Annotated in this window: 11 protein-coding genes and 1 pseudogene; 8 read left to right on the top strand and 4 right to left on the bottom strand. The window is 70.7% G+C overall.

The features are described from left to right. Window positions 1-6: 6 nt before the first annotated feature. Together ACIHFE_RS20545 and ACIHFE_RS20540 are read right to left on the bottom strand one after the other, a co-directional pair. Window positions 7-909 carry a serine hydrolase gene (locus ACIHFE_RS20545; RefSeq protein WP_400108552.1) on the bottom strand — a complete coding sequence of 301 codons (903 nt, stop codon included), beginning with the start codon at window positions 907-909 and terminating at the stop codon, window positions 7-9. Continuing rightward, window positions 906-1790 carry a LysR family transcriptional regulator gene (locus ACIHFE_RS20540; RefSeq protein ID WP_400108550.1) on the bottom strand — a complete coding sequence of 295 codons (885 nt, stop codon included), beginning with the start codon at window positions 1788-1790 and terminating at the stop codon, window positions 906-908. The genes ACIHFE_RS20545 and ACIHFE_RS20540 overlap by 4 nt, the downstream gene beginning before the upstream one ends. 83 nt (window positions 1791-1873) lie before the next feature. Here ACIHFE_RS20540 and bla point away from each other — a divergent pair, with 83 nt between their 5' ends. Together bla and ACIHFE_RS20530 are read left to right on the top strand one after the other, a co-directional pair. Further along, window positions 1874-2782 carry a class A beta-lactamase gene (bla, locus tag ACIHFE_RS20535; protein ID WP_400108548.1) on the top strand — a complete coding sequence of 303 codons (909 nt, stop codon included), beginning with the start codon at window positions 1874-1876 and terminating at the stop codon, window positions 2780-2782. Window positions 2783-2847: 65 nt separating this feature from the next. Then, window positions 2848-3414 carry a TetR/AcrR family transcriptional regulator gene (locus ACIHFE_RS20530; protein WP_400108546.1) on the top strand — a complete coding sequence of 189 codons (567 nt, stop codon included), beginning with the start codon at window positions 2848-2850 and terminating at the stop codon, window positions 3412-3414. Between the two features lie 10 nt (window positions 3415-3424). Here the strand turns inward: ACIHFE_RS20530 and ACIHFE_RS20525 are convergent, their stop codons facing one another. Continuing rightward, window positions 3425-3748: a plasmid stabilization protein gene (locus ACIHFE_RS20525; protein ID WP_400108544.1), complete on the bottom strand. Its 324-nt coding sequence runs from the start codon at window positions 3746-3748 to the stop codon at window positions 3425-3427. 133 nt (window positions 3749-3881) lie between these two features. On the opposite strand from ACIHFE_RS20525, the gene polX reads away from it, so the two are divergent. Then, on the top strand, window positions 3882-5600 hold the full coding sequence (gene polX / locus ACIHFE_RS20520; RefSeq protein ID WP_400108542.1) for a DNA polymerase/3'-5' exonuclease PolX: 1719 nt from the start codon (window positions 3882-3884) through the stop codon (window positions 5598-5600). A 56-nt stretch (window positions 5601-5656) separates the two neighbouring features. Further along, window positions 5657-7060, top strand: coding sequence for an NAD(P)/FAD-dependent oxidoreductase (locus ACIHFE_RS20515; RefSeq protein WP_400108540.1), 1404 nt, complete (start codon window positions 5657-5659; stop codon window positions 7058-7060). Between the two features lie 114 nt (window positions 7061-7174). On the opposite strand, the gene ACIHFE_RS20510 is transcribed toward ACIHFE_RS20515, so the two are convergent. After that, a complete protein-coding gene (locus tag ACIHFE_RS20510; RefSeq protein WP_400108538.1) occupies window positions 7175-8494 on the bottom strand; it encodes a DUF2254 domain-containing protein in 1320 nt (439 codons plus the stop codon). 393 nt (window positions 8495-8887) lie between these two features. Here ACIHFE_RS20510 and ACIHFE_RS20505 point away from each other — a divergent pair, with 393 nt between their 5' ends. The 4 genes and pseudogenes from ACIHFE_RS20505 (at window position 8888) to ACIHFE_RS20490 (ending at window position 14174) form a co-directional block, all read left to right on the top strand. Continuing rightward, window positions 8888-10426 (top strand): pyridoxal phosphate-dependent decarboxylase family protein, encoded by a 1539-nt coding sequence (locus ACIHFE_RS20505; RefSeq protein ID WP_400108536.1) that lies wholly within the window; start codon window positions 8888-8890, stop codon window positions 10424-10426. A 65-nt stretch (window positions 10427-10491) separates the two neighbouring features. Continuing rightward, window positions 10492-11814, top strand: coding sequence for a lysine N(6)-hydroxylase/L-ornithine N(5)-oxygenase family protein (locus ACIHFE_RS20500; protein WP_400108534.1), 1323 nt, complete (start codon window positions 10492-10494; stop codon window positions 11812-11814). Further along, window positions 11811-12287, top strand: a pseudogene (locus ACIHFE_RS20495) (GNAT family N-acetyltransferase); the annotation flags it as partial. The gene ACIHFE_RS20500 and the pseudogene ACIHFE_RS20495, both read left to right, overlap by 4 nt. Before the next feature lie 90 nt (window positions 12288-12377). Beyond that, complete coding sequence (locus ACIHFE_RS20490; RefSeq protein ID WP_400108787.1) at window positions 12378-14174, top strand: IucA/IucC family protein; 1797 nt, start codon at window positions 12378-12380, stop codon at window positions 14172-14174. The last annotated feature ends 56 nt before the right edge of the window (window positions 14175-14230 follow it).

Raw genomic sequence — 14230 nt, 5'->3', positions numbered from 1 at the left:
GCGCCCTCACCCCGCCCGGAGCTCATCGTGCAACGCCCGCGCCACCCGTGCCATCACCGCCTCCGCCGCCGGCTGAACGGACGCCGGGACGGTGGACTCGGTCAGCGCGGCGATGGCATACCGTGCACCGTCCTCGTGTTCCACCACCCCGATCTCATGGCGCAGATTGAGCAGGGTGCCGGTCTTGGACGACCAACGCGCGGCATCCGAGCTGAAGTCGGGCGCCAGCCGGTGCCGGAGGACGTTCTGGCCCATCAGGGCACGGACACCGGCGGCCACCTCGGCCGGGATCCGGCCGGGCACCCATAGCGCCTGGAGGAGGTCCACACAGGCGCGGGCGGTCCCGGAGTTGGCGCGGCTGATGTCCAGTTGGGGGACCGGGTGCCCATGGCCGGCAGTGCGGGCGCCGATCGCCAGGGACTGGGCGAGGTGGACATCCTCCGGCCGGAACCGCTCCACCGGGGTGTCGGTGAGCTCGCGCATCGGGTGCCGGACGGTGATGCCGTCGATGCCGGCGTCCAGCAGGGTGTGCTGGACCCCGGCGGGCGGGACCAGTCCGAACAGGGCGTCCGCCGCCGTGTTGTCACTGAGCGCGGTGCTGAGGTGGAGCAGGTCCTCGACGGCGATCCGGGCCGGGTGGCGGAATCTGCTCAGCCCCGCCGGCCCCGCCGAGGTGAGCCTTCCGGGCGGCACCTCGATCATGGCGGCCCCGTCGATCCGCCCGTCCCGGACGCGTTCCAGCACGGCCAGCGCCAGCGGCACCTTGACCAGCGAGGCCAGCGGGAGTTCGACATCCGGGGCGATGCCGAGTTCCGCACCGGTGGCCAGGTCCCGGACCAGAAACGAGCCGGACAGCCCGCCGTCCTTGAGCAGCGCCCGCAGCCGCCGGACGGCCCGCTGGGCGTTCATGGCCGCTCCCCTTCACCGGCCGGTACACCCAGGCAGCGCGCGACCGGTTCCCGGAGTTCCCCGCTCACCCGCCGCACATCCTCGCCGCCGCCGGCGCACAGCCGGTAGCCACGGGCGAGGGGCCGGCCCGCCAACGGACGCCAGAACAGGCCCAGTTCCTCCGCCTGGGCGGCCGAGCAGAGCAGCATGGCCTTGGTGCGGAGGGTCTCGGACACGGCGGCGGTGAGCGAGGCCGCCACCGCGATCTGCGCGGGCAGCAGCGCGGCGCGATGGCCCAACTGCTCCAGGGGGTCCCGGATATGGGGCAGGTCGTCCTCCGGCTGGATCCAGATCCGCCGGAAGGTGTCCGCCTGCCGGGACCGCAGCGTCTCGATGCGCAGCGGCCGGCCGTCGGTACGGGCCACGCCGGCCACGCCCAGCGGGACGGTCCAGGTGGCCCCGTCCGGCGGGACGGCGGCCAGAGCCAGGCGCACCTCATGGGCGCTGAGCAGTTCCGTCCGGGCGGCGGGGCCCGCGGTGCGGAAGCCCAGCACCATGCCCGCCTCCCGGGCCGCCGCCTCCAGCGCCGCCAGCCGCCGGACCGGGCAGATCTCGGGGACCGCCATCGGCAGCGGCCGCAGCCTGGCCTGCTCGGCGTCGCACTCCAGCGCGTCCGCGAGCTCGACCAGCCGCTTCGCGGACGGGAGCAGATCCCGTCCGAAGGGGGTCAGCACGGCGCGCCGGCCGGACCGGTCGAACAGCAGCCCGCCCAGGTGCTTTTCGAGCGCGGCGACGCGCCGGCTGGCGACCGGCTGCGGCACCCCGGCCGCCGCCGCGCCCAGCGTAAAGCTCCCTCGCTCACCGACCCTGACGAATACCCGGCACGCCCCCACCAAGTCCATCGCCCCATGTTATGCCGAAAACGCATGGCAGCCATCAATTCCGTCTTTGCGCGCATCAGATCCCTGGCGGCAGGCTGTCCGCCATGTTCCACACCCCATCCCGAACAGCCCTGTCGGCCGCCTCCTCCCTGCTCACCGTCACCCTGCTCATCGGATGCGACACCGGCCAGTCCGGCGCACCGGCGCCATCCCGCACCGCCACCACCGCCCCAACCACCGCCTCCTTCAAGGGGCTTGAGCAACGCTTCGGCGCCCGGCTGGGGTTGTATGCGCTGGACACCGGCAGCGGCCGGCAGGTGACCTACCGCGCGGACGAACGATTCGCGCATGCCTCGACGTTCAAGGCCCTCGCCGTCGGCGCCCTGCTGCGCCGGACCTCCGACGCGGACCTGGACAAGGTGGTCACCTATGGCCCCAAGGACCTCCAGAAGTGGGCACCGGTCACCTCCCAGCACACCGACACCGGTATGCGGCTGCGCGATCTGGCCGACGCGGCCATGCGGTACAGCGACAACACGGCGGCCAATCTCATCCTGGACCACCTCGGCGGCCCGCCGGGCCTGCAGCGGCAGCTGCGCGAGCTCGGCGACACCACGACCAACACCAACCGCCCCGAGCCGGCCCTCAACGAGGCCACCCCCGGTGACACCCGGGACACCAGCACGCCCCGCGCCCTCGCCGGCGATCTGCGCCGGCTGGCCCTCGGCGATGTGCTCTCCCCCGGACGCCGACGGCTGCTCACCGACTGGCTGGTGGGCAACACCACCGGGGGCCCCTATATCCGGGCCGGGGTGCCCACGGGCTGGAAGGTGGGCGACCGGACGGGCAACGGGGGCTATGGCACCCGTAATGACATCGCGGTCGCCTGGCCGCCGCACGGCGGCCGTCCGGTGGTCATCGTGGTGCTGTCCGACCGTGGCAAGGCCAATGCCGCTTCGGATGACGCCCTGATCGCGGAGACCACCAGGGCCGCCCTGAAATCCCTCGGCTGACTCATAAAGCCGGCCGCACCGGACGGGAGTTGTCAGCGTACCTACTAGTACGTACGCTTACTGGGGTGAATACATCGGAACGCCTCATCGAGAGCACCCGCGAGCTGCTGTGGGAACGCGGCTATGTGGGCACCAGCCCCAAGGCCATCCAGCAGCGGGCCGGCGCCGGACAGGGCAGTATGTATCACCACTTCGACGGCAAGCCCGCCCTGGCACTCGCCGCGATCAGCCGCACCGCCGAGGAGATGCGGGGCGCGATCGACGCCCAGCTGGCCGTGCCCGGCACGGCGGTCGACCGGATCAGCGCCTATCTGCGGCGTGAACGCGATGTCCTCAAGGGCTGCCCGCTGGGCCGTCTCACCCAGGATCCCGATGTGATGGCCGACGCCACTCTGCACCGCCCGGTGGAGGAGACCTTCGCCTGGCTTCGCGCCCGGCTGGCCGGAGTCCTGGCCGAAGGGCGCGACCGGGGCGAGCTGAGCCCCACGATCGACCCGGCCGCCACCGCCTCGGCGATCGTCGCCGTACTCCAGGGCGGCTATGTGCTGGCCCGCGCCGCCGACTCGACCGGGCCGTTCACCGAAGCGGTGGACGGCGTCCTGGGGCTGCTCGCCGCCCACGGCGCCCGCTGAGCAGGCCAGGTCAGCGCCCCAGCGCCTTCCGCAGCTCTTCCTTGTTCATGTCCGACCGCCCATGGATGTTCTTCTTCCGGGCCTCCGCATAGAGCTGGTCCTTGGTCGGCCCCTGCGCCCCCGACCGGGAGCGCAGACCGCCGCGCCGCGACGAGGAGATGTCCTGGGTCGAGGTGCGGCTGGCCGTCTTGGACTCACCGCTCCTGGCCCGCTCCTTGTTCACCGTGCGCGCCGCGATCTCCTTGGCCCGCTTGTCGCTCGCCCCGCGCTCCCGGGCGCTGTCCTTGATGTGCTCGTACTGCCGCTCACGCTTGGCGCTCGATCCCCTGGGCATGTTCTGCTCCTTCGGGTTCGTCTTCGTCGGATTCGCCGGAAGCCGGGTCGGGACTCGGATTCCCTCACCCTGACACGGCATGCGCACCACCGCAGAAGCTGCACACCCGTTCGGGCAGTGGCAGGCTGAACCCATGGCCCGCTCCAACGCGGAGGTCGCCGCGCTCCTGCAGGAGTACGCCGACCTGCTGGCGATCACCGGCGGTGATGCCTTCAAGGCGCGCGCCTATGAAAAGGCCGCCCGGGCCGTCGACGGCTTCCCCACCGATGTGGCCGAGCTCGATGACAAGGGCCTGCGGGTCCCCAACGTCGGCAAGTCCATCGCCGACAAGATCGTGGAGTTTCTGCGCACCGGCCAGGTCTCCACCGTGGAGGAGGCCCGGGCCCAGATCCCGGCCGGCGTCCGGGAGCTGATCACCATCCCCGGCCTGGGCCCCAGGAAGGCCCTGGTCCTGCACCAGGAACTCGGCATCTCCTCGGTGGCGGAACTGCTGGACGCCCTGGACGACGAACGCCTCCGCGACCTCAAGGGGTTCGGCGAGAAGACCGAGGACAACATCCGCCATGGCATCGCCCTGCTGCAGAAGGCCGGCGGACGCATCCTGCTGGGCGCCGCCATGGAGACGGCCGAACAGATCGTGGCCGCGCTCTCCGAGGTGCCCGGCTGCCAGGGCTGCACCTATGCCGGGTCGCTGCGGCGGATGCGGGAGACCATCGGCGATATCGACATCCTGGTGGCGGCCGAGCGTTCGGCCGCCTTTATGGAAGCCATCACGGCCCTGCCCGACACGGCCGAGATCATCGCGCGGGGCGCCAAGAAGACCTCCATCCGCACCGCCAAGGGCCTGCAGGTGGATCTGCGGGTGTTGCCGCCGGGCGCCTGGGGCGCGGGCCTGCTGTACTTCACCGGCTCCAAGGCGCACAACATCCGCATCCGTGAACTGGCCGTACGGCACAAGCTCAAGCTCTCCGAGTACGGCCTCTTCCACACCGAGACCGGCCGCAACCTCGCCTCCCGCACCGAGGAGAGCGTCTACGCCCGCCTCGGCCTGCCCTGGATCCCGCCGACCCTGCGCGAGGACCGGGGCGAGGTCGCGGCCGCCCTGCGCGATGCGCTGCCCACCCTGGTGTCCGAGGAGGACATCCGCGGCGATCTGCACACCCACACCGATCTCACCGACGGGGTGGCCTCGTTGGAGGACATGGTGGCCGCGGCCGCCGCGCGCGGCTATGCGTACTACGCGGTGACCGATCACGCCCCGGACATGGCCATGCAGCAGATGACCGACGCCAAGATGCTGGCGCAGCGCGAGCGGGTACGCCAACTCGACGGCAGGCACCGTAAGGTGCACCTGCTGCACGGCACCGAGCTGAACATCGGCCCGGACGGCGAGGTGGACTGGCCCGCCGAGTTCCTGGCCGGGTTCGACCTGTGTGTGGCCTCGGTGCACTCGCACTTCACCCAGAGCCGGGAGCAGCTCACCAAACGCCTGCTGCGAGCCTGCGAGAACCCCCATGTGAAGATCATCGGCCATCCCACCACCCGGCTGATCGGCAAACGGCCGGGCATCGACGCCGACTTCGACGCGGTCTTCGCCGCCTGTGCGCGTACCGGCACGGCGCTGGAGATCAACGCCCATCCGGAGCGACTGGACCTGTGCGACGAGGACATCCTGCGCGCCAAGCGGCACGGGGTGAAGTTCGCGGTGAACACGGACGCGCACTCGATAACGCACCTTCCCTATATGCGCTATGGCGTGGGCACGGCCCAGCGCGGCTGGCTGACCAAGGAGGACATCATCAACACCTGGCCGATGGCGCGGCTGCGGCGTTTCCTGGATCACGGGCGGTGAGGTCCGGCCCCGGCATACCATCGCCCGGTACCGACCGTTGAGCGGAGGGACCGGGCATGGCGACAGAGCAAGTTCCCTGTGAGGCCGAGCACTTGACGGGACACCGCAGGGCGGTGGTCATCGGCGGCAGCCTGGCCGGTCTGCTGGCCGCGCGAGTGCTGGCCGATCACGCGGACTCGGTGACGGTCATCGAACGGGACCGGTTTCCGCAGGGGCCGGAGTCGCGGGGCGGGGTGCCGCAGGACCGGCATACGCATGTGATGCTGGAGAGCGGGCAGCAGGCGCTGGAGACCCTGTTGCCGGGGATCACCGAGGAGATGGTCAAGGAGGGCTCGCCCCGGGTGGGCCTCCCCAATGACCTGGTGGGCTGGCAGAACGGCTACTGGTATCGGCGCACCGCCGCCACGTCCCATATCCTCACCGGCACCCGGCCTTTGACCGAGTGGGTGGTCCGGCGCCGGGTGCTGGCCGATACCCGGATCCGGGTCCTGGAGCACACCGAGGTGACGGGTCTGCTGGGTGACGCGGCCCGGGTGCGCGGGGTCCGGATCCGGGAGCGCGGGCAGGGTGCGGCGGGGCGGGACGGCGTGGCCCTGGAAGCGGAGCTGGTGGTGGACGCCTCGGGCCGGGCCTCCCACGCCGCGCAGTGGCTTGCCGCGCTGGGCGCGGAGCCGCCCCGGCAGGAGACGCTGGACACCGGCCTGGCCTATGCCACCCGGCTGTACCGGCAGCGGCCCGACGCGCCGGAATTCCCTTATGGCGGCATCCTGCCCAATCCCCAGCAGATCCGGACCGGGCTGCTGCTGCCGGCCGAGGGAGGGCTGTGGACCGTATTGCTGTCCGGGCTGCGCGGCAGTGAACCGCCCACCGACCACGCGGGGTTCGAGGCGTTCGTGGAGCTGCTGCCGCATCCGGTGCTGCGCGAGTGGCTGCGTACCGCCGAGCCGGTCTCCCCGGTGCACGGCTTCCGCAACACCGCCAATATCCGGCGCCGTTACGACCTTCCGGGCCGGCGCCCGGCGGGCTTCCTGGCCACCGGCGAGTCGCTGTGCTCCTTCAACCCCACCTACGGGCAGGGCATGAGCGTGGCGGCGCTCAGCGCGCTGGCGCTGCGGGAGGCGCTCAGCGGGGCGGACGGTACGCCCACCACGCTACGGGTGCAGCGGGCGTTGTCCGGCGCGGCCCGGCAGGCGTGGGACATCGCCACCGGTGCGGACCGCAAGATGCCGGGCGCGCGGGGAACTGCCCTGCGGTCGAGTCCACTCGCCGGTCCGGTCGACTGGTACTTCGCCCGGGTCCAGCGCCGGGCCTGCGGTGATCCTCTGGTGGCCACCGCGTTCCGCCAGGTGACGGCGCTCACCGCCCCGACCGGCTCGCTGTTCGCCCCGCCCATCGCCCGGGCGGTCCTCTTCGGCCCGGAGCCACCGGCACCGAGCGAGCCCCCCACGCGGCTGGAGTGAAGTCCCGGCCCCGGAGAATCACGGCGGCTCTCCGGGGCGCCCCATAAGGGGCACGGGGAACTGCGCGATCAGCCACAGCCGGCCCGCACCGTGAATCGCACCGACGGTGAGCCATCACCCCGAGCCCGATCCCGGCACCTCCCGACCGAGGAGCCTGGCCCCGAGTTCACGGGCCACCACCCGATCCGCGGGCCGCGCGATACGTGACTCGGCGTCGGCCAGCACCAGTTCGGCCTGGTAGGTGATCGCGGCCTGGCGGTGAGCGTCGGTGACGGAGGCGGCCGCCGTGGCCAGCAGGCGCAACAGCGCCTGGCACACGGCCGGTTCGGCGGCGCCGTAGCGACGGATCTGGCCACAGGCGAGGTCGAGGTAGTCGGCGAAGGCAGGTCCGGCGACGGCCACCCTGACCACCCCCGCCTCGTCCGTCCTGATGTCATCGCCGAGGGTGCGCCCGCCCAGCACGCTGATGAGCACCGAGAGCCGGTCGAGCGTCTGAACGCCGGTGTAAGGGTCGTTGACCGCGGGTGACAGGGCGCGCAGCGCGATATCGACGAGCTGGCGCAGGCCGAACAGCACATCCTGCTGGAGGGTGCGCTCCGAGCCGATCTGCACATCGTGCCTCAGGGCACGGGCCAGCGCGGCGACGTCCCTCGGCGGGCCGCCCCCGCGCGACCAGGCCAGAGCCAGCGGCGCCGTGCCGACCACCATATGGTCGCCCACCCATGGGACCAGCACCACCACGGCGTCCTGACCCACCGCGGCCTCCAGCAGCCGCTCGGGGTGGACGGTCTGCACATAGCCGGAGCGCGTGGCGGACAGGGCCAGCGCCTCCGGCGGTGGGACCGGCCCCTTGCGGTCGAGGCCGGGACCCTCGGGGATATAGGCCCGCACGGCTTGGCCGGCCATCTCCGCGACCGAGGTCATAATCGTGTCGATCTTGATCGAGTGCACAATGTGGTGCACAAAGAACACCAGCATCCCGAGACTGAGGAAGATCAGCACGATGGCTCCGGTGACGGCGAGCCGTGGGAAGTCCGCGCCACCGGCGGCCCGGACGGTGTAGAGCCCGGCGGTGCTGTAGGCGAAGGTGGCGACGAAGACGGCCAGCACCACCTGATTGGGGCGGTCGCGCAGGAAGTTGCGCAGCAGTCGGGGGGAGAACTGGGTCGAGGCCAGCTGGAGAGTGACGATCGTCAGGCCGAGGACCAGCGCGATCACCGTCACAATGGTGGAGGCGATCGTGATCAGCGCCTGGCGGGCGTCGTCGGCGGTACCGGCGAAGGCCAGCGAGCGCCACACCGAATGCGGCGGGATCCGTACCCGCGAGAGAAGGGCGCCCACCACCAGGGCCAGCGCCCCGGCGGTGCCCGGCAGCACCCACAGGGCACCGCGCAGATACTCACCGAGCGCCGCGGCTCGGGCACCCCGTCGCACCGGCCGCATATCCATCTCCCGCCAGCTGGCTGCTCCTGCCGGCAAGCCTCCCCCGTGCCGCCCGACGGCGCGCGGTCATCTGCACCGGACGGGCCATCGGTCGCCTCCTCACCGGCCGGCGCGACCGTTTCGGTCATCGGCCGGACGGCGCCGAGGGCGCCCGGCATGGCAAAGCCTGGAGCACCACACCACCACGTCCGGGCCCACCCTGAGCAAGGCGGCACCCGCCGTCCTCAAGCGGCCCCAGCGCCCCTGACGACCCGTCCGGCAACCGACGCAAAGGACTCGCGGCAGCCCCACGAGCCCTCCCTTGTACCCAGCCAGATCAACCTTAGGTTAGGCTAACCTCACTCCACATCTGGTGATCTTGTTGGCCTCTGGAGGCAGCGCATCGTGACTCCCCCCGCATTCCCCGCCGAAGCACCCCCGGCAGCCTGGCCGATATCCGCCTCCCCGGCGGACCGGGCACATCTGCTCAACGACGAGAACGCGGAGACCTACCGGCGTTCGGTGGCCGAGGGAGTCGCCCGGGTGTCGGCCCGACTCGCCCAGGCCGACCGGCCGTTCACCGGCATCACCCCCGAGCGGCTGGCCCCGGCCATCGCGGAGATAGACCTCGACCGGCCCCTGAACGACGCGACCGCCGCCCTGGACGAGCTGGAGCGGGTCTATCTGCGGGACGCGATCTACTTCCACCACCCCCGCTATCTGGCTCACCTCAACTGCCCGGTGGTGATCCCGGCGGTGGTCGGTGAGGCGGTGCTCTCCGCCGTCAACTCCTCGCTGGACACCTGGGACCAGAGCGCGGGCGGCACCCTGATCGAGCGCCGGCTGATCGACTGGACGGCGGGGCGCATCGGCTTCGGCAAGGCCGCGGACGGCATCTTCACCAGCGGCGGCTCCCAGTCCAACCTGCAGGCCATGCTGCTGGCGCGGGACGAGGCCTGCCGCCTGGTGCGCAAGAACTCCGAAACCGCCCTGCGCACCCCCGAGATCCTGCCCCGGCTGCGCATTCTGGCCTCGGAGTGCGGCCACTTCAGCGTCCAGAAGTCGGCCACCCTGCTGGGCCTGGGCGCCGAGGCCGTGATCACCGTCGAGTGCGATGAGAACCGCCGGATGCGGCCCGAGGCCCTGGCGCGCGAACTGGAGCGGCTGCGCGAGGAGAACCTGGTGCCCATGGCGGTGGTCGCCACCGCCGGCACCACCGACTTCGGCAGCATCGACCCGCTGCCCGCCATCGCCGGGCTGTGCGAGCGTTACGGCGCCTGGTTCCATGTGGACGCGGCCTACGGCTGCGGCCTGCTGGTATCCCGCCGGCGGGACCTGCTCAACGGGATCGAGCGCGCCGACTCGGTGACCGTCGACTACCACAAGTCGTTCTTCCAGCCGGTCAGTTCCAGCGCCCTGATCGTGGCGGACCACACCACCTTGCGCCATGTCACCTACCACGCGGACTACCTCAACCCGGTGCGCATGGTGGAGCAGCGCATCCCCAACCAGGTGGACAAATCGCTGCAGACCACCCGGCGCTTCGACGCCCTCAAACTCTGGCTGACCCTGCGCATCATGGGCGCGGACGCCGTCGGCCGGCTCTTCGACGAGGTGGTGGACCGGGCCGTACAGGGCTATGAACTGCTGCGCCGGGACGCCCGGTTCGAGGTGGTCACCGAGCCCACGCTGAGCACCCTGGTGTTCCGCTATCTGCCCGCGCCGGGCAGCGACCCGGTGCTGGCCGACCGGGTCAACCTCCACGCCCGGGAGGCACTGATGGCCTCCGGTCTGGCCGTGGTGGCCGGGACCAAGGTCGACGGCCGCCAGTATCTGAAGTTCACTCTGCTCAACCCGCAGACCACGCCGCGTGACATCGCCGAGGTGCTGGATCTGATCGCGGGCCATGCGGAGCGGTTCCTTACCGAGCAGATCGCGGCGTAGGCGCTCCGCGCCCTTCGACGAGCGCCCAAATCTTCAACCACCTACCAGAGACTGGGAAGGCAACCGTGTCCGCCGCAGCAGCCCCGCATGATTTCATCGCCATCGGCCTGGGCCCCTTCAATCTGGGCCTGGCCTGCCTGACCGAACCCATCGCCGAACTCAACGGCCTGTTCCTGGACGACCGGGCTGCCTTCGACTGGCATCCCGGGATGCTGCTGGAGCACAGCACGCTCCAGACGCCCTTTATGTCCGACCTGGTCACCCTGGCCGACCCCACCTCGCCGTACTCCTTCCTCAACTACCTCAAGCAGAATGGGCGGTTGTACTCCTTCTATATCCGCGAGAGCTTCTATCCGCTGCGCGCGGAGTACAGCGACTACTGCCGCTGGGCCGCCGAGCAGCTGACCAGTGTGCGCTTCGGCCACCGGGTCACCCTGGTCGAGTACGACGAGGCCGAGGAGTTGTACACGGTGCACGCCGAGCTGACCGCCTCCGGCGAGCGCCGCACCTTCCGCACCCGCCGGCTGGTGCTGGGCACCGGTACGCCGCCGTATGTCCCCGACACCTGCCGGGACCTCGGCGGGGATCTGATCCACAACTCCCGTTATCTGGAGCACAAGTCCGCCCTCCAGACCAAGAAGAGCATCACCGTGGTCGGCAGCGGGCAGAGCGCGGCCGAGATCTACCACGACCTGCTGCAGGACATCGACACCCATGGCTATGAGCTCACCTGGGTGACCCGCTCGCCCCGCTTCTTCCCGCTGGAGTACACCAAGCTCACCCTGGAGATGACCTCTCCGGAGTATGTGGACTACTTCCACGCGCTGCCCCCGGCCACCCGGGACCGCCTGGTGGACTCCCAGAAGAACCTCTACAAGGGCATCAACTCCGATCTCATCAACGAGATCTTCGATCTGCTCTACATCAAGAACCGCCGTGGCCCGGCCCCGACCCGGCTGCTGACCAACACCGCGCTCACCGCGGCCCGTTACGACGCCGGCAGCGGCACCTACACCCTCGGCCTGCGCCACGAGGAGCAGGGGGCCGACTTCTCCCTGGACACCCAGGGGCTGGTGCTGGCCACCGGCTACCGCTACCAGGTGCCCGAGTTCCTGGCGCCGGTGGGCGACCGGCTGCGCTGGGACGACAAGGGCCGCTTCGAGGTCGCCCGCAACTACAGCGTGGACGTCACCGGCAATGGGGTCTTCCTGCAGAACTCGGCGGTGCACGCGCACAGCATCACCTCCCCCGACCTGGGCATGGGCGCCTACCGCAACTCCTGGATCATCAAGGAGATGCTGGGCCGCGAGATCTATCCGGTGGAGAAGTCCATCGCCTTCCAGGAGTTCGGCGTGCCCAGCGCCGCCCGGGAGGCGAAGTCCGCATGATCACCGCACTCACCCGCACCGATGAGCGGCTCGGCGAGTTCGCCATCCGCCCCCTGGACCCGGTGGCCGACGCCCCGCTGCTGCACTCCTGGGTCACCCACCCCAAGTCGGCGTTCTGGATGATGCGGGACGCCTCGGTGGCGGACGTCGAGCGCGCCTACCGCGACATCGACGCCCATGCCCACCACGAGGCGTTCCTGGGCCTGCACAACGGCCGTCCGGCCTTTCTGGTCGAGCGCTATGACCCCGCGCGGGTGGAACTGGTCGGCCTCTACCCGGCCCGGCCCGGTGACGTCGGCATGCACTTCCTGTGCGCCCCCACCGAGAGCCCGCTGCACGGCTTCACCCGGGCCGTGATCACCACGGTGATGGAGCTGCTGTTCGCCGACCCGGCCACCCGCCGGGTGGTGGTGGAGCCCGATGTGCGCAACACCAAGGTGCACGCGCTCAACGCGGCGGTCGGCTTCCAGCCGGTCGGCACGATCGCCAAACCGGAGAAAGACGCCCTGCTGAGCATCTGCACCCGCGAACAGTTCCTGGCCGCCCGCGAGCACGGAAGCCCCATGCCCTCCAGCACCACCCCCGGCGACGCCGTCGCCCATCTCACCCCCGAAAACTGGGAGCACGCCAACCGGCTGCTGGTGCGCAAGGCCCTCGCCGAGTTCTCCCATGAACGCCTGCTGACGCCCGAGGAGTTGCCGGACGGCCGCTATGCCGTGCACAGCGACGACGGTTCGGTGGTCTACCGCTTCACCGCCGAGCTGCTCTCCCTGGACCACTGGCGGATCGACCCCGGCAGCATCACCCGCCACCGGGGCGAGCGCGAACTGCCTCTGGACGCCGTGGACCTGATCACCGAGCTGCGCACCGCCCTCGGCCTGAGCGACGAGATCCTGCCGGTCTATCTGGAGGAGATCTCCAGCACTCTGGCCGGCTCCGCCTTCAAGCTGGCGGCCACGCCGGTGAGTTCGGCCGAACTGGCCGGCGCCGGCTTCCAGGCGATCGAGACCCGGATGACCGAAGGCCATCCCTGCTTTGTCGCCAACAACGGACGCCTGGGCTTCGACGCGGCCGAGTACCACGCCTACGCCCCCGAGGCGGCCTCGCCCGTCCATCTGGTCTGGCTGGCGGCCCGCCGTGAACTGGCCACCTTCTCCGGCTCCGCCGGCCTGGACTACCAGGAGCTGATCCACGCCGAACTGGGCCCGGCCACCCTGGAGCGGTTCGCGGCCACCATGACCGGCCTGGGCCTGGACCTGGACGACTACCTCCTCATCCCCGCCCATCCCTGGCAGTGGCAGAACAAGCTGGCGGTGACCTTCGCCGGCGAAGTGGCCCGTCGCGACCTGGTGTTCCTGGGCCAGGGCGAGGACAGCTACCTCGCCCAGCAGTCCATCCGCACCTTCTTCAACACCAGCGCCCCCGAGAAGCACTATGTGAAGACCGCGCTCTCGGTGCTCAATATGGGCTTTATGCGCGGCCTTTCGGCCGAGTACATGAAGGCCACCCCCGCCATCAACGACTGGCTGGCCGCCCTGATCGACGCGGACGAGGTGCTCAAGCGCACCGGGCTGGCCATCATCCGGGAGCGGGCCGCCATCGGCTACCACCACCGGCAGTACGAGGCCGCGACCGCCAAGGGCTCCCCCTACCGCAAGATGCTGGCCGCGCTCTGGCGGGAGAGCCCGGTGCCCCTCCTGGAGCCGGGCCAGAGCCTGGCCACCATGGCCTCCCTCCTCCATGTCGACCGCGACGGCGGCTCCTTCGCCACCGCACTGATCCAGCGCTCCAGCCTGGCCCCCGAGGCGTGGCTGCGCCGCTACCTGGACGCCTACCTCACCCCGCTGGTGCACTGCCTCTACGCCTATGACCTCGCCTTTATGCCACACGGCGAGAACGTCATCATGGTGCTGGCGGACGGGGCCCCGGTCCGGATGGTCTTCAAGGACCTGGCCGAGGAAATCGTGGTGATGAACGCGGAGGCGGAACTGCCCCCGGCCGTGGAGCGCGTCCGCGCGGACATCCCGCGCGAGGAGAAGGTACTGGCCGTCTTCACCGACGTCTTCGACTGCTTCTTCCGGTTCCTGGGCGCCACCCTGGCCACCGAGGGCACCCTCACCGAGGACGCCTTCTGGTCCACGGTGGCCGAGTGCATCGCCGACTACCAGCGCGACAACCCTCAACTGGCCGACCGCTTCGGCGAGTACGACCTGTTCGCCGAGGAATTCGCGCTGTCCTGCCTCAACCGGCTGCAGCTGCGCAACAACCGGCAGATGGTCGACCTCACCGACCCCTCCGCCGCACTGCAGTTCGTCGGCACCCTCAAGAACCCGATCGCCCGCTTCGCCCCGCGTTCCTGAACCCTGACCCCCGCTGACCGGTCCCGCCCCGCACGGCGGGACCGGTCCTTGTCCGT

It is taken from the genome of Streptomyces sp. NPDC052396 (assembly GCF_044593195.1).
Classification (GTDB): domain Bacteria; phylum Actinomycetota; class Actinomycetes; order Streptomycetales; family Streptomycetaceae; genus Streptomyces.
Note: the sequence above shows the minus strand (reverse complement) of the source record. Positions and strands in the feature narration are given on the sequence as shown.

Bases quoted from the DNA above. Each gene is read 5' to 3' on its own strand.
- ACIHFE_RS20490 (WP_400108787.1), top strand. From the start codon at position 12,378: ATGCCCTCCAGCACCACCCCCGGCGACGCCGTCGCCCATCTCACCCCC.
- ACIHFE_RS20545 (WP_400108552.1), bottom strand. From the start codon at position 909: ATGAACGCCCAGCGGGCCGTCCGGCGGCTGCGGGCGCTGCTCAAGGAC.
- ACIHFE_RS20540 (WP_400108550.1), bottom strand. From the start codon at position 1,790: ATGGACTTGGTGGGGGCGTGCCGGGTATTCGTCAGGGTCGGTGAGCGA.
- bla (WP_400108548.1), top strand. From the start codon at position 1,874: ATGTTCCACACCCCATCCCGAACAGCCCTGTCGGCCGCCTCCTCCCTG.
- polX (WP_400108542.1), top strand. From the start codon at position 3,882: ATGGCCCGCTCCAACGCGGAGGTCGCCGCGCTCCTGCAGGAGTACGCC.
- ACIHFE_RS20525 (WP_400108544.1), bottom strand. From the start codon at position 3,748: ATGCCCAGGGGATCGAGCGCCAAGCGTGAGCGGCAGTACGAGCACATC.
- ACIHFE_RS20515 (WP_400108540.1), top strand. From the start codon at position 5,657: ATGGCGACAGAGCAAGTTCCCTGTGAGGCCGAGCACTTGACGGGACAC.